The sequence below is a fragment of the Pseudomonas sp. 05N432 genome (genome assembly GCF_056396945.1).
In genome coordinates this window covers 157017-177366 of record NZ_JBFTMM010000003.1, presented here as the reverse complement: position 1 = coordinate 177366, position 20350 = coordinate 157017, and the positions used below count along the sequence as shown (strand labels likewise).

Here is a 20350-nt window from a genome sequence, read left to right as displayed (position 1 = left end):
GCTATGCCTGCTGCTCTGAGCGGGTCAGGGGGAGATTCAGCCAGCGTCGGCCGGTAGCGTTCGCTACGGCATTCCCGATGGCGGCGGCCATGGGGCCCTGGACGATCTCGGCCGCACCGAGAAATGGTTGTCCCGGCTGGTCGAGCAAATGCACGTCGACCTGCCTGGGTAACTGAGGAAAGCGCAGGATCGGATAACCGCTCCAATCGTAGCTGCGCACACCACCCGGGTCGTAACCGACTTTTTCATACAAGGTCCAGCTGGCGGACTGCACGATGCCTCCTTCCACCTGGTTGCGCAGGCCATCGGGGTTGACGATTTGCCCCACGTCCACTGCGGTTACCACTCGATCGAGCTGAACCTCGCCGGTCTGCGGATGCACCTGCAAACGGACGGCTATTGCGCAGTACCCCATGATGTTCTTGTAGCGGGCAAACGCGAAGCCAATGCCGGAACCAGGTTCATTGCCTTTGTGCAGCCAGCCGCTGGCGTCACGGACGCGTTCGACCACCGCCCGTGCTCGCGGGTCTGTCAGATGGGCGAGGCGCAAGGCAACCGGATCGGCGCCGGCCTGAGCGGCCAGTTCGTCGATGCAGGCTTCGATGGCGAAGATATTGATATGTGCCCCCAACGAACGCATGGCGGATGTGCGAAACGGCATGGTGGTCACGAAGTTCATGTCGATGCGGGTGGATGCCAGGGCGTACAGCGGCACGGCATTTCGATCGCCATCCCCTTCGGGTTGGGCGATTGGAACCGACGGCGCGGAGACAAATGGGCGAGCCAACAGCCGTGCGGGAATCAATCTGCCGGCATTTACGATGCGTTCATTGTGCGGTGTCGTCCACAGCTCATAGGCCCAGTCCTGCAGTCTGCCCTGCGCATCGAGGCTGGCCTGGACCTCGGTGAGCATGGCGGAGCTATAGGGCTCCCAGAGGTTTTCCTGCTCGCGCATCCATTGCACGCGCACAGGCGTGCCTGCGACACGCATCGCAATCAACGCGGCATCGGCTGCCGCGTCGTCCGCGCCGTTGTGGCCATAACACCCGGACCCCTCGGTATGGATGCAGCGCACCCGCTCTGGCGCCAGTCCCACCATCTCGGCGATTCCCGCGCGAAGAGGGTAGACACCCTGCGTGTGGGTCCAGACAGTGAGCGTGCCATCCTTGAACCAGGCCACGGCGCAGGACGGGCCGATGGAACCGTGTATGAGGTACTGCTTGGTGACCCGCGCGCGATAACTCGCGCTGGCTCCAGCAGTCGGGCTACCTTCATGGCTGATCGGATAGCGGTGTGCAGGGAGGCGTGTCAACAACGAGTGGATGTCCCGAGATTCGGGGATCGCCTGTCCGCCGCTCCAGCGGGCTCGCTCATACCCGCTGCGCATCGCTTTAATGGCTTGCCACTCGTCTCTGGCCACCACTGCCAGGTAGTTGCCGTCGTGCACCACCTGCACCACCCCCGGCAGACCCTTTATCGACTCGGCATCGAAGTCTTCAAGGGTGCAACCAGGACGTGGCGGACGGATAACGCGGGCATGCAGCATGCCGGGCAGGCGCAGATCCTGGACGAAAGCGGCGCCGCCACTGACTTTGGCCGGGATATCCAGGCGAGGAAGAGAATGACCGATCAGCTTGAAAGCGGACACCGGCATCGATGGCGATCGGGCCTTCGCATAGTGGTGCAGGTCGACGCCCTTGACGGCTTCGGCGTATGACATCCGTTGTCCAGTCGGGCCGTGGATGACGCCCTCGTGGGTGGTCAGCAGTGCGGCTTCGACTCCCCAGCTGCGTGCCGCCGACTCCAACAGCAATTCCCGAACCTGAGCCGCTGCGTTGAACAAGGCGGTGCCGCTGTCGAAAATACTGTGGCTGCCGGCTGTATAACCTTCGTTGGGTGTCAGGGCGGTATCCGCGGTGAGCAGATGGATCGCGGTGGGCGAGATATCCAGGCGTTCCGCGGCAATTTGCAGAAGGGCCGTTTTCACCCCCGTACCCAATTCAACCTTGCCGGTGTAGACAGTGATGCCTTCGGCACCGACGCGGATCCAGGCATCGAGGTAGGGATTGGTACGCAGGCTTCCAGGGAGGTCGGGCGCCAGCACGACCGTGCCGAGCGTATCGACTTCGCTATCGGCCAGCGCATGACGCGCCGCCGGTACCAGAGTGAATGTCAGTACCAGCGCTCCTGCGCGCAGAAAAGCGCGGCGCCCCTGATCGACTTCATGGTGAAGTGTCATGTGGCGCTCCTGTCTGGTCTGGCAACACGGCTGATGGCGTCGATGATCCGCAAGTGAGTTCCGCAGCGACACAGGTTGGTCGCCATATGCTCGCGAATGGTGTGTTCGTCCGGATGAGGAGTGCGCTCAAGCAACGCCTGGGCGCGCATCAGCATGCCGGCGATGCAGTAACCGCATTGAGCGGCCTGCGTCTCGATAAAGGCCTTTTGCAAAGGACCTGGGCGCTCTGCCGTACCCAGGCTCTCGACCGTACGGATGCGCTTGCCTTCCAGGCCCGTGCAGGGTGTCAGGCAGGAAAAGACCGGCTGGTCATCCACCAGCACAGTGCAGGCACCGCACTGTCCCAAACCGCAGCCGTACTTGGCGCCGTTAAGCCCCAGGTGATTGCGCAGCGCATACAGCAACGGCATGTCGGGCTCCAGCTCCAGCGAATGGGGCGAGCCGTTGACGTTGAGGGTCATCTGGGTCATTGCGCCTCCTGGCGTAACTCGTGAAGGGTGGAAGAAAGATCTGCCCACGGCTGGCCAGGCTTGGCCTGCTCGCGAACAAACGATGCCAGCGCCGCAAGCTGGTCGTTATCCAGGCTGGCTGCGAAAGGCGGCATCACCGGTCCGGGAAGCCCTGGGGTGGCTGGCACACCTTCGAGCACTGTCTTGAGAAAGTTGCGCGCGCTCGCTGCATGCAGCGCTGATGTCCGATCCAGAGCGGGGCGTCCATCGATCTCTCGCATCGGCGCGGCCGGGCCATGGCAGCCCGCACATGCGCCTTCGAACAGCAGGGCCCCAGGCGTCTGCCCGACTACCTCGGTGGGGCGCGTGATCGCTGAGGCGGGTAGGGTGGGGGCAGGGTTCTTGAGGCTCAGCAGGTATTCGGCAATGGCCTCGGCGTCGCTGGCGGGCAGGTTGGCCAGGCTGAGGCTGACCGGTCGCATCGAGCCCGCGGCGGTGCCATGACCCTCCACCACTTCAGCGCGCAAGTAGCTCACCAACTGCTCGCTGCTCCAGGGAAAATCACGGTTGGCCATACCCAGCAGAGAAGGCGCCTCCCATCCGTCTACCGTCCCTCCTGCAAGGTGCTGAGCGGGTTTCTCGGCACCTAGCAAGTTGAGCGGAGAATGGCAGCCGGCGCAGTGGCCAGGGCCTTCGACCAGATAGCGTCCGCGGTTCCAGGTTGCAGATTGCTGCGCCACGGGCGTCAAGGGTTCTGTCTGCAGGAACAGCAGATTCCAGAACGACACCAATGGCCGGATGTTCATCGGGAATTTCATCCGGTTCTGTATGGCCGGCGAGCGCACGGCGGGGCCGCTCATCAAATACGCGTAGACATCCGCGATATCCCCATCCGTCATGCGCCGGTAGTGCACGTAAGGGAAGGCGGGATACAGCAAGTGCCCATCGCGCGCGATTCCTTCGCGCATTGCCCGCTCAAAGGCCGGCAATGACCATTGGCCAATACCGGTCTCGGCGTCCGGAGTGATATTGGTGCTGTAGAGCGTGCCGAACGGTGTCACCAGCGCCAATCCACCGGCCAGGTGTTGGCCACCGGGACGCGTATGGCAGACCGCGCAGTCGCCGGCTTCGGCTAGCCGCGCACCCTGTTGCACCTGTGCGGAATCGAAACGCTGTGGCGGTTTGGCCGGCACGATCGCCGGGCGCCACATCAACAGCGCAGCGCATATCCCGCCTACCGAAGCTAGCACCACAGCGCCCACCCACAGCTGCCTGGCTTTCATGACGTCACCCTTCATTCGTCCGTGGAACCCGCGAGGGACTCATCTCGCCGAGGTTAGAGAAGGGGGACGGGCGGCGGTATTAGCAAACTGCGCAATGGCGTTTTGCGCCATCGGCAACGCTGGGGTCGTTGCGCCATACGCATCGCTCAATTGCTCCAGCGGTGGATTCTCCTTGGCGAACGTCGCGTCTAGCCTTGCCGAAACTTTCTCCAAGCAAATGAGGTTTCATCATGCCCATCGGTAACGTTGCAACAACGGCAAGTACGACGGTGACGGGTGAACGGCCCGCGTCAATCTCTGGCGCCCTGGTGGCCTTGTTGGCCTTCTGTTGTGGCGCCGTCGTCGCCAACCTTTACTATGCCCAGCCGATCGTCGAGCTGATCGCTCCGCAAATCGGTCTATCGAACGCCCATGCCAGCCTGATTGTTTCGCTGACCCAGTTTGGCTACGCCGCGGGTTTGCTCCTGTTGGTGCCGCTGGCCGACCTGATGGAAAACCGCCGTCTGGTGGTGGGTTTCACACTCGCGGTGAGCCTTTGCCTGGTCGGCGCCGGCTTCACTCAGTCGCCTTCGCTGTTCCTGGCACTGTCATTGCTCATCGGTCTCACTTCCGTGGCTGTACAGATTCTCGTGCCGTTGGCTGCGCACATGGCACCTGAAGAAACCCGCGGGCGGGTGGTAGGAAACATCATGAGCGGCCTGCTGCTGGGCATTCTGTTGGCGCGCCCGCTGTCGAGCCTGTTGTCGGAGGCATTCGGTTGGCGCGGAGTATTCTTCAGCGCCGCGGGCCTGATGGCATTGATCGCCTGCATCATGGCCGTTGCCCTGCCACGGCGCATGCCAACACATCAGTCCTCTTATGGCGAGTTGATCCGCTCGGTATTTGTGCTCGCGCGACGCCATCCAAGCCTGCGTGAGCGCTCCTTGTATCAAGGGTTGTTGTTCGCCAGCTTCAGCCTGTTCTGGACCATCGTTCCTATTGAGTTGATTCGCCAGCATGGCTTCAGCCAGGCGCAGGTCGCGGTGTTTGCCCTGGTGGGGGCCGTTGGTGCGATCGCGGCGCCGATTGCCGGCCGGCTGGCCGATGCGGGGCATGGCCAGCGCGGCACGCTCGTTGCGTTGATGCTGGCGCCTGTTTCCTTGCTGATCGGGGCTCTGCCGGGCAGTGGCTACCTTTGGCTGGTGGCGTGTGCGGTGCTGCTGGATTTTGCGGTGCAACTGAACATGGTGCTCGGACAGCGTGAGGTATACGCCATCGATCCGCACAGCCGGGCACGCTTGAATGCCGTGTACATGACCAGCATCTTTGTCGGTGGGGCCCTGGGATCGCTGGTGGCCAGCCCCCTTTACGAGCTGGTTGGATGGAGCCTGTCGGCAACCTTGATTGCGGCGGTTCCTGGCGTGGCACTGGTTATGTTTCTAAGCCATCAGTACCGCAAGGGGTGAGCACCGTCGCGAACTATCGAGGCCGAAGTCGAAGAGAAGAGAGACTCGCCGCAGGGTAATGGATGTCCCTGGGTGTCAGCGACCTGTCACTGGAGTTCTGTAGTCACACCCACCCGTGCTTGAGCACAACCATGCAAGACACCTCAATGGCGGTCAGGCATAGTAGTTCGCTTGATTTTTCGCTCTCGGGATTGGCTGATGGACAAGTTGCTGGCGCTGAAAATGTTTGTTGAAACCGTGCGCTGTGGCGGCTATTCATCAGCGGCGCGCAAGCTCGGCCTCTCTACGTCTTCGGTGACGCGGCAGGTGGCGGGCCTGGAAAGTGAACTGGGCGCCAGCCTGCTTAATCGCACCACGCGCAACACCAGTGTCACGGTTGCGGGGCAGGCTTATTTCGAGAAGGCCGTGGCGATTCTCGAGGCTGTCGACGAGGCCGATGCCACCGTCGCCGACCGTGGCACCGAGGTCCAGGGACATCTGCGTGCCAGCGTTCCGGTGGAGTTCGGCCGGCGCATCATCGCGCCTCACTTGGGACGCTTGCTTGAGCGCTATCCGGGCCTGGAGATCAGCCTGTCGTTGAGCGACCGGGTCAGTGATCTGATCAGCGAGCGAATCGATGTGTCTGTGCGTCTCGGTTCTTCGGTGGTCAGCGATGACATCGTCAGCAAGAAGATCGGTGACTTTAAGCGTTGGGTGGTGGCCAGTCCCGAGTATCTGAAACGTACCGGTCTGCCGCGCCACCCGAGTGACCTGCTGGGACATCAGTGCCTGCGTTTTGACTATGGCGCGGAGCACCACGATTGGACATTCCGGGGTGACGAAGACACCCTGCGCCTGAGTGTGCAGGGGCGATTGCAGAGCAACAACGCCGATATCCTGCGCGAGGCGGCGCTGGCCGGTGGCGGAGTGGCGCTACTGGCCGACTGGCTGGTGCGTGACGATGTCGGCCAAGGCCGTCTTACCCGCGTGCTGGAACAGTATGAAGTCAATCCCGGCACCGCCAGCAGCTGCATCAACGCGCTGTATCTGCCCAACCACCGCGGCTCCAGTCGCATCAATGTGTTCATTGAGTTCCTCGAGGAAATCCTCGCTTCCTGAGCACCACTCAGGTATTCGACAAAACAGCGTTGCGCGTCATGTTCGGCAGCCTGTCGCGTAGCGGATGTTCGAAGCGGAAATCACCCAGGCCGGCCAGGTGATGGGTTTGCGTTTCGCCTTCGACCGAATCGAGCGCCTGGTCGATACCGACCCGGCGCACAGCTTAATGCTGGAGCGGGCCGCACGCGGCGGTGACTGTGCCGGTCTGTTCAGGCGCATCTTCCGAGCCTGTTTCTGCGAGGGTCGCGATATCGAGGATGTGCGGGTTCTCGCGCAGCTGGGTGGGGACAGCAAGGTCCAGCAGCAATGGTTGCTCGATTATCTGCGCAGCGGCGAAGGAGTGGTGGCGGTGCAGCGATACAAACGTGACGCGGCGGATTGGTATGGAGGGGTGCTGCCGGTGCTTCGTATCGGCGACACTCTGGTATCGGGTGCCCAGCCCACCGCCGCAGCGGTGGGCGAAGTGCGTTAGCGTAACCGGCGTGCAGCGATATCCAAAACGATAGCCAGCAGCAACCCTAGCCAGCCAATCAAGCCCGGGGGCGCAGGCCCCCAGGCACGTTACGGTCAAGGCATTTCTGGCAGTTCTTGAGGACGCAAATCGAACACCAGCACTTCGGCATCCACGCCATTGCTCAAGGTCAACGCCTGTTCATCGCGAACCCGCACGCCATCACCTTCCTGCAACTGCACGCCGTTGAGTTCGACCTTGCCCCGGGCCACATGCACATAGGCGTAGCGATTGGCGGCGAGCGTGAGGCTGGCGGTTTCCTTGCCGTCGATCAGGCCGGCATAGACCCGGGCATCCTGACGCACCCGCAGCGAACCGTTGGCCCCATCGGGGGATATGATCAGTTGCAGGCGGCCACGTTTCTTCTGCGTGCTGAAGTGCTCTTGCTGATAACGCGGTTTGGCGCCGCTGACGTCCGGTACGATCCAGATTTGCAGGAAGTGCACCGGCCGGGTCGCGGAGTGATTGTATTCACTGTGGGCCACGCCACTGCCGGCGCTCATCAATTGCACGTCGCCGGGGCGGATCACCGAACCTGTGCCTAAAGTGTCCTTGTGTTCCAGGGCACCCTCGAGCACATAGGAGAAAATCTCCATGTCCCGGTGCGGGTGTTGGCCAAAGCCTTTACCGGCTGCCACGCGGTCATCGTTGATCACCAGCAGGTCGGAAAAACCCTGCTCCCGCGGATTGCGGTAGTTGGCAAAGGAAAAGGTATGGAACGACTTCAACCAGCCGTGATTGGCCGCGCCGCGATCAGAGGCTTTGCGAAGGGTCAGCATGATGAAATCTCCTGTTTGGGACGAGAGTTCGTCCGAGTGAGGAGAAGGTTAATGTTTACCGGTTGGTGCAATAAGTAGATGGAAATTGAAATACTGTCTCGTTCAGGTTGACAGTTATGTGAGCGGGTTCATGTATTCTTGTTGTTACAAATGGCCATAATGTTCAGCGCTGACGCTACGTTTCCTATTTCTTTGATATCAGTGAATTCCAACCCATGAAAACCGTGGCAATGGTGCTGTTTCCAGACTTTCTCCTGCTTGATATGGCCGGGCCCATGGAGGTGTTTTCCATCGCTAACCGTTATCTGGAGCCGGGCGACCGTTATCAGCTGTCGATGATCGGCACCGAGCATGGCTTGCTGCGAGCTTCCAACGGTGTCAGCGTCCAGGCGGATGTGCATATCGATCAGGCGTGCGAAGGCTATGACCTGTTGCTGGTACCGGGCGGCCCGGGGGCCTACAACGAAAAACATCCGCCTCTGCTCGCCTGGCTTCAGGGCGCCGTCAGCCGGGTGGCCTGTTACGGCTCGATCTGCACGGGGGCGTTCATATTGGGGCATGCCGGTTTGCTGGATGGTTATCGGGTGACGACTCACTGGCATTACACGGAGCGGTTGATTCGAGCCTTCCCCAAGGCGACGGTGAAGACCGATCAGATTTACGTCCAGGATCGTAACCTGATCAGCTCTGGCGGGGTCACCGCCGGCATCGACCTGGCACTGGCGGTGGTCGCTCAGGATCACGGCAAGAAAATCGCCCAGGACGTGGCCAAGGTGTTGCTGGTGGTGATGAAACGCCAGGGCGGACAGGCGCAGTTCAGCCCGTTGATGAGTGCGGTGGCGCCACAGGAAACGCCGGTGACCCGGGTGCAGAATCATGTGCTCGAACACCTTGATGAAGCCTTTAGCGTCGAGCGCATGGCCAGTCTGGCAAACATGAGTGCGCGGCATTTCGCTCGGGTGTTTGCCCGTGAAGTGAATATGACGCCAATGGAGTTTCTGCAAAGCGCGCGCATCGATTGTGCCAGGAACCTGCTGGAAACCGGTGACCTGCCGCTCAAGACCGTCGCCTACAAGAGCGGCTTCGGCAGTGTGCGGCACATGCGTTTTCTGTTCAGTGAAAAACTGGGTCTGACTCCTGCCCAGTACCGCGAACAATTCAGCTAAAGCGTTCATGTCCGTCCAGCGCACCGCGATGGCCGTGACGCTCCCTCCATCGCCGTTGTACCGTCACCCATGCCTGCCAAGATACTCGTGGACTCTTGGCAGCGGAGGTGCGGGAGCCTGGGCGAACTCGTGCAATGGATGATGCAGTACCTTGAGCCGGGCCAGGTTTTCAGCACGTGAATGTGCATGAACAGACTCAGAGATTTAAATAGCGATACGGTACTGCGGTTCGGCCCCTACACGTTCCACCCGAGTCAACGGTTGGTCCTGGAAGGTGATCGGCCGCTGCGTATGGGCGGACGGGCACTGGATATCCTCCAGGTACTGGTCGAGCGCGCGGGCAACGTGGTCAGCAAGGACGAACTGATAGCCCACGTCTGGCCGACTTCGGTGGTCGAGGAGATCAACCTGCGCGTGCACATCGCTGCGCTGCGTCGAGCCCTCGGTGACGGCCAGAACGGGCGATGCTACATCGTTAATATTCCCCAGCGCGGTTATAGCTTCATCGCCCCAGTGCAGCGCGAGTCGGACGAGATGCTGGTTTCGATCGAGACCGTTCAGCAGCCCCGGCACAACCTGCCGACCCGAATCACACCAGTGATCGGCCGAGATTCGATCGTTGGTAGTCTGGTCCGGCAGTTGCCGGTTCGCCGTTTCATGACCTTGGTCGGCCCCGCTGGCATCGGCAAGACCACGGTGGCCTTGCGCGTGGCCGAACTGCTGTTGCCGCACTATCGCGATGGCGTCTGGATCGTTGATCTGGCGGCAATCGATGACCCCGCGCGGCTCGTCGATTATCTGAGCCAGACCCTTGAACTGGACATTGGCGTGGATGCACTGGCGCCACGGCATGCATTGCTGGTGCTCGACAATTGCGAGCACGAGCTCGAACGTTGCCGTTCGCTGGTGGAGGGCCTATTGGTTTCGGCACCACGGTTATCGATCCTGGTCACCAGCCGCGAACCGCTGCGGGCGGAGCGGGAAACGGTCCAGCGATTGCCAGCCCTGGCGGTGCCGCCGATGTCGGCGCTGGAGAGTGTCAGTGAGGTTATGAGTTATTCGGCGGTGCAGCTGTTTGTCAGCCGTGCCCGTGCCCGCCAACAAGGGTTTGCTCTGCGTGAACAGGACCTCAAGGCTGTGCGGGAAATCTGTCGGCGCCTCGACGGTCTGCCCCTGGCCATCGAACTGGCAGCGGCGCAGATCGATGCGCTGGCACTGGTTGGGCTGCGAGCACAACTGGACAACTGTTTTCAACTGCTGACCCAAGGCCGGCGCACTGCCGTGCCACGGCATCAGACGCTCAAGGCCGCGCTGGACTGGAGCTACCAGCGGCTGAGCCCGCTGGAGCAGACCGTGCTGCAGGGGCTGGCGGTGTTCAAAACAGCTTTTACTCTGGACACAGCCATCGGTGTCATCAGTTGTGCGGTGCTGCGGTCCACCAGTCTGGTGGAGGTGATGGAGCGGCTGGTGCTGAAATCACTGTTGTCGGTTGAACACAGCAATGGCATGACCCGTTACCGGTTTCTCAACACTACCCGCACTTACGTACTGGAAAAGCTTGAACTGAGCGGACTGCAGCGAGTGTTTGAAATGCGTTATGCCCGCTACAACAACCGGGCACGCTGGGGTTCAGGACGGCCGGTGTCGTTGCAGCTCGTCGAGCAGACGGCGGACTTTGCTTAGGTCTGGTGTGGCAAAGCCTTCGGTGAAGCGGTTGTAGATTGGCGCCAGCAGGTCATGGGCTTGTTGGAGGCGGCCTTGACGCTGCCAAAGCTCGGCCAGTGATGTGGCAGTGCGCAGCTCCCACGCCAGAGCACCCTGGGCTTTTGCCACTCCCAGCGCTTTGAGCAGCACGGTCTCGGCTGCACTCTGGCTGTTTTCTGCAAGCAGAGCATTCGCTCTGGCCCGGAGGATTTCCGCCGTGCTCCAACCCGCAGCGCCGTTTTCGGCACGTGCCAGCAATGCGTCATCGACGAAACCGGTATCCAGGGTAACCATGATTTCCTTGATCAGCCCGGCTCCGGGTTGCGGGTTCGAATGTGCGTTATCGCCATCGATCACCTGCGCGTAGTGCCGGGCCCAGTTGTAGAAGAGCAGCACCGAATGTTTTTGTGCTTGTTCGAGCAGCAGGCGCAAGAGCTCGCGGGCAATTTGAGTGTCGCCGTTGTAGTGGGCGATCAGGCAACCGGACAGTGCCAGCGTGTAGCAGATGGACGTGCCGTGGTCGATCTGGAGCGCGATGTCCAGGGCTTGGCGCGCGGTGCTCCAGGCCTTTTCCGGATGGCCTTGCAGCCAGAGGATCCGCGCGAGAATGGTCAGGGCGGCGACGCTCTGGTCGTACTGGACGCCAAAGCCGTGGGTGAAGCGATTGAGGTGACCACTCTGGGTCATGCGCTGAATGACCTGTTCAGCATTCTCCCGTGCGCGTTGCTGATCCCCGGCAAAGTGCAGGGCCAGCACCTGCAAACGGTGTGTACTCAGGGACACAGCGGCGTTGCCTTGCACACCCAGACGGTCGAATTGCAGGCTCTGCTCCAGGGCCGTTAGATAGTTGCCGCAACTGAGGTTGACCGCCATGTGCCCGGACACGGCCCTGAGCTGACCGGCCACGTCGTTGCAGTGTTCGGCCAGGGTTCTGGCGCTCACAAAGGCTTCGACGGTTTCGGCGGTGCCGCCTTGGGTGTGGTAGCAGGAGCTGCCGAGGGCGAGCTTGAGGGCCATTTTCAGACGAGGGCAGGGCTCGGGCGTCAATTCGAGCAGCGCCAGGGCCTTGCGCACGTACACGCCGTGTTCCTTGAGCAGCGACAGTTCCTGCCAGAGTGGCGTCGAAACCGAAGCCAGTCGGATCGCCACAGCCTGCGGCCCATGAGCGTTCAAGCCCCAGTCGAGGGCCGAGCGGATGTCTTCCAGACTGCGGGCGTAACGCTCGATCCATACATCGGTCTGGATGCGCTCCCAGTCGTTCTGGGCCTGATGCATCAAGGCCAGGCAGCACTCGGCGTGGCGCTCCAGGGTGTCTGGCAAATCATTGGCCTGGTCGAGTTTTTCCAGGGCATAGCTGCGGGTGGTGTCGAGCAGGCGGTAGAACACCTGCTCGTCGCCGACCTCCACGTTCAGCAGTGACTTGGCCACCAGTTGCGTAATCGAGCCGAACACCTCGCCGGGCTCGATGTGTTCGCCGACAATCACCGAGGCCGCCGATTCCAGCGTGAAACCGCCCCTGAACACACCCAGTCGGCGCAAGCAGATTTGCTCACAGGTACTCAGCAGCTCGAAGCTCCAGTCGAGTGTTGCGCGCAGGGTCTGATGCCGTCCCAGCGTCGTCTGACAGCCCTGTGTGAGCAGACGAAAACTGCCTTGCAGTTGCGTCAGCAATCCACTCAGGCCAAGGCTGTTCACTTGCGCTGCGGCCAGTTCGATCGCCAAAGGAATACCGTCCAGGCGGCGGCAAATCTCGATCGCCAGAGGCAGCTCGTCATCGGTCAGTTCGAAACTGTCATGGCTGGCCATCGCTCGTTCGACGAACAATTGCACAGCCGAAAAGGCCAAGGCCTGGGAGCGGTCCAGCGCGGCAATGGGCGGTGGGCAGTCCAGGGACTCCAGGCGCTGAACGAATTCGCCTTCGACCCGCAGGCTCTCGCGACTGGTGGCCAGAATGTGCACATCGGGCGCGCCACGAAGGATGCTTTCGCTGAGTAACGCGATGGCGTCGATCAGATGCTCGCAGTTGTCGATGACCAGCAGCATTTGCCGCTCGCGCAGGAAGGTCGTGAGACAGTTCATCGGTTCAGTGTCGTGCAACGACAGGTCCAGCAGTGTCGCCAGGTGGGTGGCGATCATCAACGGGTCGCTGATCGGGGCCAGGTCCAGCAGGCGAATGCCGTCCCGGTAGCGACCGATCAGTTGTTCGGCGACGCGCAGTGCCACTGTGGTCTTGCCGATACCGCCTGGGCCGACAAGGGTGATGAAGCGTTGGCGTGGCAAGTGCGTCACCAGACTGTCGACCAAGGCCTGGCGACCAATCATGCGAGCCCGACGAATGGGCAGGTTATGAGCGCTCTGCTCGTGGCTGCTGCTCGGCGGACGTTGCTCGATGTGCTCCAGCGAGTACGGCGCGACAAAGCTGTAACCACGCTGGGCCACGGTGACGATGTAGCGCTGGCCGGCTTGACCGTCGCCGAGGGCTTTGCGCAGCGCCGCGATGTGCACTCGCAAATTGATGTCTTCGACTACGCTTTTGGGCCAGACCTGCGCGATCAATTGCTGCTTGCTGACGACATTCCCTGCGTGCTCCAGCAGGATCAGCAGAATGTCCATGGCGCGCCGACCCAGGCGCAAGGGCTGGTCGGCCTCCAGCACCAGACGTTGTCCGGGGTAGACCCGGTAAGGGCCGAAATGCACAGCCTGTTCGGGGGAAAGGGTCAACGGGTCACTCCTGCTTGCGTCCTTCAATCACGCGGTATTCGAGCATGTTCTTCAGATTTTTTCGTCAACGCAACGCAGTGACCGAGCGACTGTCCTGCGTGTGCAGTGTATGCAGCGTTTGCGGCACCATTCGCAGGCGCTGTATTTACTGGGCGCGGCGGTGGCAAATGGCTGAGTCGCGGCTTTAGGCGCCCCGTTGAAAATTAACAACGTTTAACTCGTCCTGCGCCCTGTTTACACCCAAAAATACACTACTTCCAGTCCATCAACCGAAGGCGCCGGTCTTCGTGCTTTGAGCAGTAAAAGGGATGAACACTTCAGGAGGATGACGGAATGAGCGACGTGGTAGTGGTCTATCACAGCGGTTATGGTCATACGCGGGTCATCGCCGAAGCTGTGGCTCAGGGGGTGGAGCGGCACCTGGGCAGTACCTGCCAACTGATTCCGGTCGAGGAAGTGGATGGGCACTGGGACCGCTTGCACCGCGCCGACGCGATCATCTTCGGTGCTCCGACGTACATGGGCAGCGCATCGGCGTCGTTCAAGGGCTTCATGGAGGCTACTGCGTCGTTCTACCTGGCGCAGCCCTGGCGCGACAAATTGGCCGCCGGGTTCACCAACTCCGGCTGTCTGTGCGGCGACAAGCTCAACACCTTGCTGCAGATGGCCGTGTTCGCCGCTCAGCACTCAATGATCTGGGTCGGCCTCGACCTGCTGCCGGCGCGCTCCAGCGTTGGCATGTTTGACGGGCAATTGAATCGCCTGGGCAGTTCCCTGGGGGTCATGGCCCAGTCGAATGTCGAACAGTCCCCGGACCATGCGCCACCTCCCGAAGATCGCTGCACCGCCGCGCACCTGGGCGAGCGGGTAGCGCGTCTGGCCGAACGAATGGGCCATCCATCGAATTGATTCACCCACACACACCACGCCTTAATTAAGGAGCAATCGCCATGAGCACATTTACCACCCGCGACGGTACCGAGATTTACTACAAGGACTGGGGCACCGGCCAGCCCATCGTCTTCAGCCACGGCTGGCCGCTGAATGCCGACAGCTGGGAATCACAGATGATCTTCCTGGCGTCCAAGGGCTACCGGGTCATCGCCCATGACCGCCGTGGTCACGGTCGCTCCAGCCAGCCCTGGTTCGGCAATGAAATGGACACCTACGCCGACGACCTCGCGCAGTTGATCGAGCTGCTGGATCTGCAAAACGCGGTGCTGTTCGGTTTCTCCACCGGTGGTGGCGAAGTGGCGCGTTATATCGGTCGTCATGGCACTGGACGAGTCGCCAAGGCCGGGTTGATTTCCGCGGTACCGCCGTTGATGCTCAAGACCGAAGCCAATCCCGGCGGCCTGCCGATGGACGTGTTCGACGGTCTGCGTCAGGCGTCCCTGGCGGACCGTTCGCAGCTGTACAAAGACGTCGCCAGCGGGCCGTTCTTTGGTTTCAACAAACCGGGTGCCAAACCTTCCCAGGGCATGATCGACTGGTTCTGGATGCAGGGCATGACCGCTGGTCACAAGAGCGCCTACGACTGCATCAAGGCGTTCTCCGAAACCGACTTCACCGAAGACCTGAAAAGGTTCGACGTGCCGACCCTGGTGGTGCATGGCGACGCTGACCAGATCGTGCCGATCGAAGCCGCCGGCATCGCCTCGGCCAAATTGGTCAAGGGTTCGAAACTGCTGGTCTATCCAGGCGCGCCTCATGGCCTGACCGACACCCACAAGGATCAGCTGAACGCCGATCTGCTGGCGTTCCTCAAGGCCTGATAAAAATCAGGAGATTGCAGGCTGCGCCAGCTCCTACGCGGATATCTGCACACCCGTAGGGGCTGGCGCAGGCTGCGATCTTTTGCTGTTGAGAGAGGGTAGGGCACGCACCGCCTGACAGCGCCAGGCGAAAGGCGTGATGCCTTCGCTGCGGGTGAAAATGTGGCAGAAGTGCGCCTGGTCGCAGAAGCCGCATTCCAGGCTGATTTGCGTCAGGGTCATGTCGGTGTTCTGGATCAGTTGCTTGGCCCGGGCGATGCGCTGGCAACGAATCCAGTCCTGGGGGGACAGGCCCGTGCTGCACTTGAAGGTGCGGGAGAAATGACTGCGTGACATCGCGCAGGCCCGGGCCAGTTCGGTGACTTCCAGGGTTTCGCTGAGGCGCTCGAGGATCAATTGCTTGACCAGGCTTTCCCGCCAGGGGCTGAGGCCGCCAGTGGTGGCTTTTCGCGTTTGCGTGGCTGATGCGGCGGCGTTGTGCTGAACGTGGGCCATGGCAAATGTCCGGGTCGGTGGGAATGCGCTGGCGCACTGCACGGTGGGTCAGCACCATCCCTTTTGGAATAACAGGTTTGCGTAGAAGGCTTGATTGTTGGTCGCAGGGCTTTGGCTTGCGAGTTAAACGTTGTTAATTCCTCCGGTTAACAGCGCGAGCAAACCCATGATTGAGTAAAGTCCAAAAGCCTTTGCCAGGCTGAAAAAAACACCATGGAACCGTACCTATGAACCGTAACGATCTACGCCGCGTCGATATGAACCTGCTGGTGATTTTCGAGGCTCTGATGTTCGAAAAGAATCTGACCCGGGTCGCCGAAAAACTCTTTATGGGGCAGCCTGCCGTGAGCGCTGCATTGGGGCGGTTGCGTGATCTGTTCGACGATCCGCTGTTGCTGCGCAACGGTCGCGGCATGGAGCCGACGGCACGGGCGCAGGCGATTCTCAAGGAGCTGCAACCGGCGATGGACACCATCTCCGGGGCGGTCAGCCGGGCCAGGGAGTTTGATCCGGCTACCAGTTGTGATGTGTTTCGCATTGGTCTGTCGGATGACGCCGAGTTTGGCTTGTTTCCGTCGCTGTTAAGCCACCTGCGGGAGGAGGCGCCGGGGATCATTGTGGTGGTGCGCCGGGCTAATTACCTGCTGATGCCTGCGTTGCTGGCATCCGGGGAAATTTCAGTCGGAGTCAGTTACACCACCGAACTGCCGGCCAATGCCAAACGCAAGAAACTGCGGGATATCCCTTGCAAAGTGCTGCGCGCAGACAACCGGCCTGGAGCGCTGACGCTGGATGAGTACTGTGAGCGGCCCCATGCGATGGTGTCGTTCTCGGGGGATTTGAGCGGCAACATTGATCTTGATCTGGCCAAGGTGGGTCGCACCCGACGGGTGGTGTTGGGGGTGCCGCAGTTCAGTGGGTTGCGGGCGTTGCTCGCCGGGACTGAAATGATCGCTACCGTTCCCGACTACGCCGCCTGCGCGCTGGTCGAAGGCTGCGCCTTGAGGGCCGAAGATCCGCCGTTTCCCATCGATAAGGCACAGTTGTCGATGGCCTGGAGCGGGGTGCACGACAATGATCCGGCGGAGCGATGGTTGCGCTCGCGGATTACTCAGTTCATGTCCGAGCCGCTGAATATCCCAGCTTCATAGCGGAAAAACTTCAGCCAGATTTCGCTTCTGTGGCAAGCAAGCTTGCTGTGGCGAGGGAGCTTGCTCCCGCTGGGGCGCGAAGCGGCCCCAAAACCAGCCACCGGGATTCATCAGGTAGAACACGACAGCCGGTTCCACGACTGCCGCGCCCGAGCGCAGACCGGTCGGCGCGAGCAAGCTCGCTCGCCACAGGAAAGTGTCAGGCTCAAGTCCGCTCGCAAAGAGAGCACATACGTTCAATTTTCCCCTCCCTCACACCGGCATTATCGAACCAAGTCCTGGCGCATCAACGCCGCTGGTTTTCACGTGTGCTTGCGCACAGTTTCCGTTTCGCCGGAGCCTTTCGTTATGCCTGATTCCAATCGACTCGACCCTGCAACCACCCACCCGGTGCGCGGCTTCGAAGAAGTTGTGACCCTGGTCGTCAAACACCGGGTCAAGGCCGGTTTTGAAGTGCCCTATGAAGCCTGGCTGCGGCGGATTGTCGGTATTGCCGGGCAGAGCGAGGGGCATTTGGGGGTGGATGTGATTCGCGGCAAGAGCGCCGGCCTGGACATGTTTACCTGCGTGCTGCGTTTTTGCTCTACCGAGGCGATGCAGCGCTGGCTCGATTCGCCGCAACGGCTGGAGCTGGTCAACGAAGCCGAGCCGATGCTGGCGGATGGGGACCAGACTGAGGTCAACCCGGTCAAGGAGTTCTGGTTCGCGCCACAGGACGATGCCGGTTCGCCACCGCCGCGCTGGAAACAGGCCGTGGTGACGCTGCTGGTGATTCTGCCGCATACCTTGCTGGTGCCGCTGATCTGGGGCCCGCTGCTCAAGCTCAACGCCTTTCTGTCCAATTACGTGGTTGCCACTTTTCTGATCACCGTGACCATTGTGGTTTCGGTGGTGTACCTGTTCATGCCCAGGGCGACGCGTCTGTTCGCGCCGTGGCTGAAAGCCGGACAACCTCATTCCACTCTGCCTGAGGAAAACCAATGAACGCCGATCTGATTCTATTCAATGGCCAGTTTCATACCGTTGACCGAGAAAAACCCCTTGCCAGTGCGGTCGCGATCACCAACGGCCGCTTCGTCACGGTGGGTACCGATGCCGAGGCCATGGCCCTGCGCGGTTCGGGCACCCAGGTGATTGACCTCAAGGGCCGCTGCGTCATCCCTGGGCTCAACGACTCGCACTTGCACCTGATTCGGGGTGGCTTGAACTACAACCTGGAGCTGCGCTGGGAAGGCGTGCCGTCCCTGGCCGATGCCCTGCGCATGCTCAAGGACCAGGCCGATCGCACGCCGACGCCGCAATGGGTGCGGGTGGTCGGTGGCTGGAACGAATTCCAGTTCGCCGAAAAGCGCATGCCGACGATTGAAGAACTCAACCAGGCTGCGCCGGATACACCGGTGTTCGTTTTGCACTTGTACGACCGCGCCTTGCTCAACCGCGCAGCGCTCAAGGTTGTCGGTTACACGCGCAACACGCCGAACCCACCGGGTGGCGAGATTGTGCGCGACGCCAACGGCGAGCCGACCGGCATGTTGGTGGCCCGTCCGAACGCGATGATTCTTTACTCGACCCTGGCCAAAGGGCCGAAGTTGCCGCTGGACTATCAGGTCAACTCAACCCGTCAGTTCATGCGTGAACTCAATCGCCTGGGCTTGACCAGCGCCATCGATGCGGGCGGTGGTTTCCAGAATTACCCGGACGATTACGCAGTGATCGAGCAGTTGGCCAAGGACCAGCAACTGACGATTCGCATTGCTTATAACCTGTTTACCCAGAAGCCCAAGGAAGAGCTGACCGACTTCAAGAACTGGACCAGCAGCGTCACCCTGCATCAGGGCGACGATTACCTGCGGCACAACGGCGCCGGTGAAATGCTGGTGTTTTCGGCGGCGGATTTCGAGGACTTCCTCGAACCGCGTCCGGACCTGCCGCAGACCATGGAAGAGGAACTGGAACCGGTGGTTCGCCACTTGGTCGAGCAACGCTGGCCGTTCCGCCTGCACGCCACTTACAACGAATCCATCAGCCGTATGCTCGATGTGTTCGAGAAGGTCAATCGCGACATTCCGTTCAACGGTTTGCCATGGTTCTTCGACCACGCCGAAACCATCACCCCGCAAAACATCGAGCGGGTGAAGGCGCTGGGTGGCGGCATCGCGATTCAGGACCGCATGGCGTTCCAGGGGGAATACTTCGTCGACCGTTACGGCAGCAAAGCCGCCGAGCACACCCCGCCGATCAAACGCATGCTCGCCGAGGGTGTGCCGGTCGGCGCGGGCACCGATGCCACACGCGTTTCCAGCTACAACCCGTGGACCTCGCTGTACTGGATGGTCAGCGGCCGCACCGTCGGTGGTCTGGCGTTGTACGAGGAAGGCTTGCCGCGCACCACTGCGCTGGAACTGTTCACCCACGGCAGCGCCTGGTTCTCGTCCGAACAGGGCAAGAAGGGCCAGATCAAGGTCGGGCAACTGGCGGACCTGGCAGCGTTGAGCGCGGACTTCTTCAGCGTCGAGGAAGAAGCGATCAAGTGGATCGAGTCGGTACTGACGGTGGTCGGCGGCAAGGTTGTGTACGCCGCCGGCGACTTCGAAAAACTCGGGCCGGCCAGCGTACCGGTACTGCCGGACTGGTCGCCGGTGATGAAAGTCCCCGGCCACTGGCGCCCGAATTCGCCGATGCAGGCTCAGGTCCACCATTGCAGCGGCCCGTGCGCGGTGCATACGCACAGCCATGAAAAGGCGCGCCAGTCGAATGCGCCGGTCAGCGATTTCGCCGGTTTCTGGGGCGCATTCGGCTGTTCCTGCTTCGCCTTCTGATTCCGAAACAAAGCGCCGGTCTTCGTGACCGGCGCTCCCCCGCAACAACCATCCATCGAGGAGTTTCACATGAGCAACGTTCCTTACTCGCGTCTGAACAAAGACGATGCCGTTGTGCTGTTGGTCGACCACCAGACCGGCCTGATCTCGCTGGTGCAGGATTTCAGCCCGAACGAGTTCAAGAACAACGTCCTGGCGCTGGGCGACATCGCCAAGTTCTTCAACCTGCCGACCATCCTCACCACCAGTTTCGACAGCGGCCCGAACGGCCCGATCGTGCCGGAACTCAAAGAGCAATTCCCGGACGCGCCGTTCATTGCCCGCCCTGGTCAGATCAACGCCTGGGACAACGCAGACTTCGTCAAAGCCATCAAGGCCACCGGTCGCAAGCAACTGATCATCGCCGGTGTAGTGACTGACGTGTGCGTGGCGTTCCCGACCCTGTCGGCGCTTGCTGAAGGTTTTGAAGTGTTTGTGGTCACCGATGCTTCCGGCACCTTCAACACCACCGTGCAACAAGCGGCGTGGGCGCGGATGTCGGCCGCCGGTGCGCATCTGATGAACTGGTTCGCGGTGGCCTGCGAGCTGCAAGTCGACTGGCGCAATGACATGGAAGGTTTGGCGAATCTGCTGTCGCAGCGTCTGCCGAACTATCGCAATCTGATCAATAGCTACACCAAGTTCACAGCCAAGTAATCCGCTGAAAAAAATGCCC

At 61.2% G+C, this 20350-nt stretch carries 17 protein-coding genes; 11 read left to right on the top strand and 6 right to left on the bottom strand.

Annotation, left to right across the window (positions count from 1 at the left end; all coding sequences use genetic code 11):
• Position 1 precedes the first annotated feature (1 nt).
• The 3 genes from AC1DHT_RS05185 to AC1DHT_RS05175 are packed head-to-tail and all read right to left on the bottom strand — an operon-like array spanning position 2 to position 3971.
• A complete protein-coding gene (locus AC1DHT_RS05185) occupies positions 2-2239 on the bottom strand; it encodes a xanthine dehydrogenase family protein molybdopterin-binding subunit (RefSeq protein WP_427538472.1) in 2238 nt (745 codons plus the stop codon).
• On the bottom strand, positions 2236-2709 hold the full coding sequence (locus AC1DHT_RS05180) for a (2Fe-2S)-binding protein (RefSeq protein WP_442114507.1): 474 nt from the start codon (positions 2707-2709) through the stop codon (positions 2236-2238). Before AC1DHT_RS05180 ends, AC1DHT_RS05185 begins: the two co-directional genes overlap by 4 nt.
• Positions 2706-3971 (bottom strand): c-type cytochrome, encoded by a 1266-nt coding sequence (locus AC1DHT_RS05175; RefSeq protein ID WP_427538478.1) that lies wholly within the window; start codon positions 3969-3971, stop codon positions 2706-2708. The genes AC1DHT_RS05180 and AC1DHT_RS05175 overlap by 4 nt, the downstream gene beginning before the upstream one ends.
• A gap of 230 nt (positions 3972-4201) precedes the next feature.
• Between AC1DHT_RS05175 and AC1DHT_RS05170 the strand changes: the two genes are divergently transcribed.
• The 3 genes from AC1DHT_RS05170 to AC1DHT_RS05160 all read left to right on the top strand — a co-directional run bounded on the left by AC1DHT_RS05170 (position 4202) and on the right by AC1DHT_RS05160 (position 6986).
• Positions 4202-5416 (top strand): MFS transporter, encoded by a 1215-nt coding sequence (locus AC1DHT_RS05170; protein ID WP_427538481.1) that lies wholly within the window; start codon positions 4202-4204, stop codon positions 5414-5416.
• A gap of 198 nt (positions 5417-5614) precedes the next feature.
• Positions 5615-6514 (top strand): LysR family transcriptional regulator, encoded by a 900-nt coding sequence (locus AC1DHT_RS05165; protein ID WP_427538484.1) that lies wholly within the window; start codon positions 5615-5617, stop codon positions 6512-6514.
• Between the two features lie 64 nt (positions 6515-6578).
• Positions 6579-6986, top strand: coding sequence for a DsbA family oxidoreductase (locus AC1DHT_RS05160; protein WP_442114506.1), 408 nt, complete (start codon positions 6579-6581; stop codon positions 6984-6986).
• Positions 6987-7081: 95 nt separating this feature from the next.
• Here AC1DHT_RS05160 and AC1DHT_RS05155 read toward each other — a convergent pair whose 3' ends face one another.
• Positions 7082-7804 carry a pirin family protein gene (locus AC1DHT_RS05155; RefSeq protein WP_427538490.1) on the bottom strand — a complete coding sequence of 241 codons (723 nt, stop codon included), beginning with the start codon at positions 7802-7804 and terminating at the stop codon, positions 7082-7084.
• Between the two features lie 215 nt (positions 7805-8019).
• Here AC1DHT_RS05155 and AC1DHT_RS05150 point away from each other — a divergent pair, with 215 nt between their 5' ends.
• Both AC1DHT_RS05150 and AC1DHT_RS05145 read left to right on the top strand, forming a co-directional pair.
• Entirely contained in the window at positions 8020-8970 is a 951-nt protein-coding gene (locus tag AC1DHT_RS05150) for a GlxA family transcriptional regulator (protein ID WP_427538493.1), read from the top strand.
• A 186-nt stretch (positions 8971-9156) separates the two neighbouring features.
• A complete protein-coding gene (locus AC1DHT_RS05145) occupies positions 9157-10653 on the top strand; it encodes an ATP-binding protein (protein WP_427538496.1) in 1497 nt (498 codons plus the stop codon).
• Here AC1DHT_RS05145 and AC1DHT_RS05140 read toward each other — a convergent pair.
• Positions 10600-13395: an ATP-binding protein gene (locus AC1DHT_RS05140; protein ID WP_427538499.1), complete on the bottom strand. Its 2796-nt coding sequence runs from the start codon at positions 13393-13395 to the stop codon at positions 10600-10602. The genes AC1DHT_RS05145 and AC1DHT_RS05140 overlap by 54 nt on opposite strands.
• A 333-nt stretch (positions 13396-13728) precedes the next feature.
• Between AC1DHT_RS05140 and AC1DHT_RS05135 the strand changes: the two genes are divergently transcribed.
• Positions 13729-14304: a flavodoxin family protein gene (locus AC1DHT_RS05135; RefSeq protein ID WP_427538502.1), complete on the top strand. Its 576-nt coding sequence runs from the start codon at positions 13729-13731 to the stop codon at positions 14302-14304.
• 41 nt (positions 14305-14345) lie between these two features.
• Complete coding sequence (locus AC1DHT_RS05130) at positions 14346-15170, top strand: alpha/beta fold hydrolase (protein WP_427538505.1); 825 nt, start codon at positions 14346-14348, stop codon at positions 15168-15170.
• A gap of 33 nt (positions 15171-15203) precedes the next feature.
• On the opposite strand, the gene AC1DHT_RS05125 is transcribed toward AC1DHT_RS05130, so the two are convergent.
• Positions 15204-15665 carry a helix-turn-helix domain-containing protein gene (locus AC1DHT_RS05125; RefSeq protein ID WP_427538508.1) on the bottom strand — a complete coding sequence of 154 codons (462 nt, stop codon included), beginning with the start codon at positions 15663-15665 and terminating at the stop codon, positions 15204-15206.
• A gap of 227 nt (positions 15666-15892) precedes the next feature.
• Between AC1DHT_RS05125 and AC1DHT_RS05120 the strand changes: the two genes are divergently transcribed.
• From AC1DHT_RS05120 to ycaC, 4 genes are all read left to right on the top strand, one after another.
• On the top strand, positions 15893-16816 hold the full coding sequence (locus AC1DHT_RS05120) for a LysR substrate-binding domain-containing protein (RefSeq protein WP_427538511.1): 924 nt from the start codon (positions 15893-15895) through the stop codon (positions 16814-16816).
• A 348-nt stretch (positions 16817-17164) separates the two neighbouring features.
• Positions 17165-17800: a putative antibiotic biosynthesis monooxygenase gene (locus tag AC1DHT_RS05115; RefSeq protein WP_427538514.1), complete on the top strand. Its 636-nt coding sequence runs from the start codon at positions 17165-17167 to the stop codon at positions 17798-17800.
• Positions 17797-19635, top strand: a complete 1839-nt coding sequence (locus AC1DHT_RS05110; RefSeq protein WP_054596909.1) for an amidohydrolase — start codon at positions 17797-17799, stop codon at positions 19633-19635. Before AC1DHT_RS05115 ends, AC1DHT_RS05110 begins: the two co-directional genes overlap by 4 nt.
• A gap of 69 nt (positions 19636-19704) precedes the next feature.
• Positions 19705-20331 carry an isochorismate family cysteine hydrolase YcaC gene (ycaC, locus tag AC1DHT_RS05105; RefSeq protein WP_019690857.1) on the top strand — a complete coding sequence of 209 codons (627 nt, stop codon included), beginning with the start codon at positions 19705-19707 and terminating at the stop codon, positions 20329-20331.
• Positions 20332-20350 lie beyond the last annotated feature (19 nt).

Coding starts and splice junctions, on each gene's coding strand:
- AC1DHT_RS05185 (WP_427538472.1), bottom strand. CDS start 2,239: ATGACACTTCACCATGAAGTCGATCAGGGGCGCCGCGCTTTTCTGCGC.
- AC1DHT_RS05180 (WP_442114507.1), bottom strand. CDS start 2,709: ATGACCCAGATGACCCTCAACGTCAACGGCTCGCCCCATTCGCTGGAG.
- AC1DHT_RS05175 (WP_427538478.1), bottom strand. CDS start 3,971: ATGAAAGCCAGGCAGCTGTGGGTGGGCGCTGTGGTGCTAGCTTCGGTA.
- AC1DHT_RS05170 (WP_427538481.1), top strand. CDS start 4,202: ATGCCCATCGGTAACGTTGCAACAACGGCAAGTACGACGGTGACGGGT.
- AC1DHT_RS05165 (WP_427538484.1), top strand. CDS start 5,615: ATGGACAAGTTGCTGGCGCTGAAAATGTTTGTTGAAACCGTGCGCTGT.
- AC1DHT_RS05160 (WP_442114506.1), top strand. CDS start 6,579: ATGTTCGAAGCGGAAATCACCCAGGCCGGCCAGGTGATGGGTTTGCGT.
- AC1DHT_RS05155 (WP_427538490.1), bottom strand. CDS start 7,804: ATGCTGACCCTTCGCAAAGCCTCTGATCGCGGCGCGGCCAATCACGGC.
- AC1DHT_RS05150 (WP_427538493.1), top strand. CDS start 8,020: ATGAAAACCGTGGCAATGGTGCTGTTTCCAGACTTTCTCCTGCTTGAT.
- AC1DHT_RS05145 (WP_427538496.1), top strand. CDS start 9,157: ATGAACAGACTCAGAGATTTAAATAGCGATACGGTACTGCGGTTCGGC.
- AC1DHT_RS05135 (WP_427538502.1), top strand. CDS start 13,729: ATGAGCGACGTGGTAGTGGTCTATCACAGCGGTTATGGTCATACGCGG.
- AC1DHT_RS05130 (WP_427538505.1), top strand. CDS start 14,346: ATGAGCACATTTACCACCCGCGACGGTACCGAGATTTACTACAAGGAC.
- AC1DHT_RS05125 (WP_427538508.1), bottom strand. CDS start 15,665: ATGGCCCACGTTCAGCACAACGCCGCCGCATCAGCCACGCAAACGCGA.
- AC1DHT_RS05120 (WP_427538511.1), top strand. CDS start 15,893: ATGAACCGTAACGATCTACGCCGCGTCGATATGAACCTGCTGGTGATT.
- AC1DHT_RS05115 (WP_427538514.1), top strand. CDS start 17,165: ATGCCTGATTCCAATCGACTCGACCCTGCAACCACCCACCCGGTGCGC.
- AC1DHT_RS05110 (WP_054596909.1), top strand. CDS start 17,797: ATGAACGCCGATCTGATTCTATTCAATGGCCAGTTTCATACCGTTGAC.
- ycaC (WP_019690857.1), top strand. CDS start 19,705: ATGAGCAACGTTCCTTACTCGCGTCTGAACAAAGACGATGCCGTTGTG.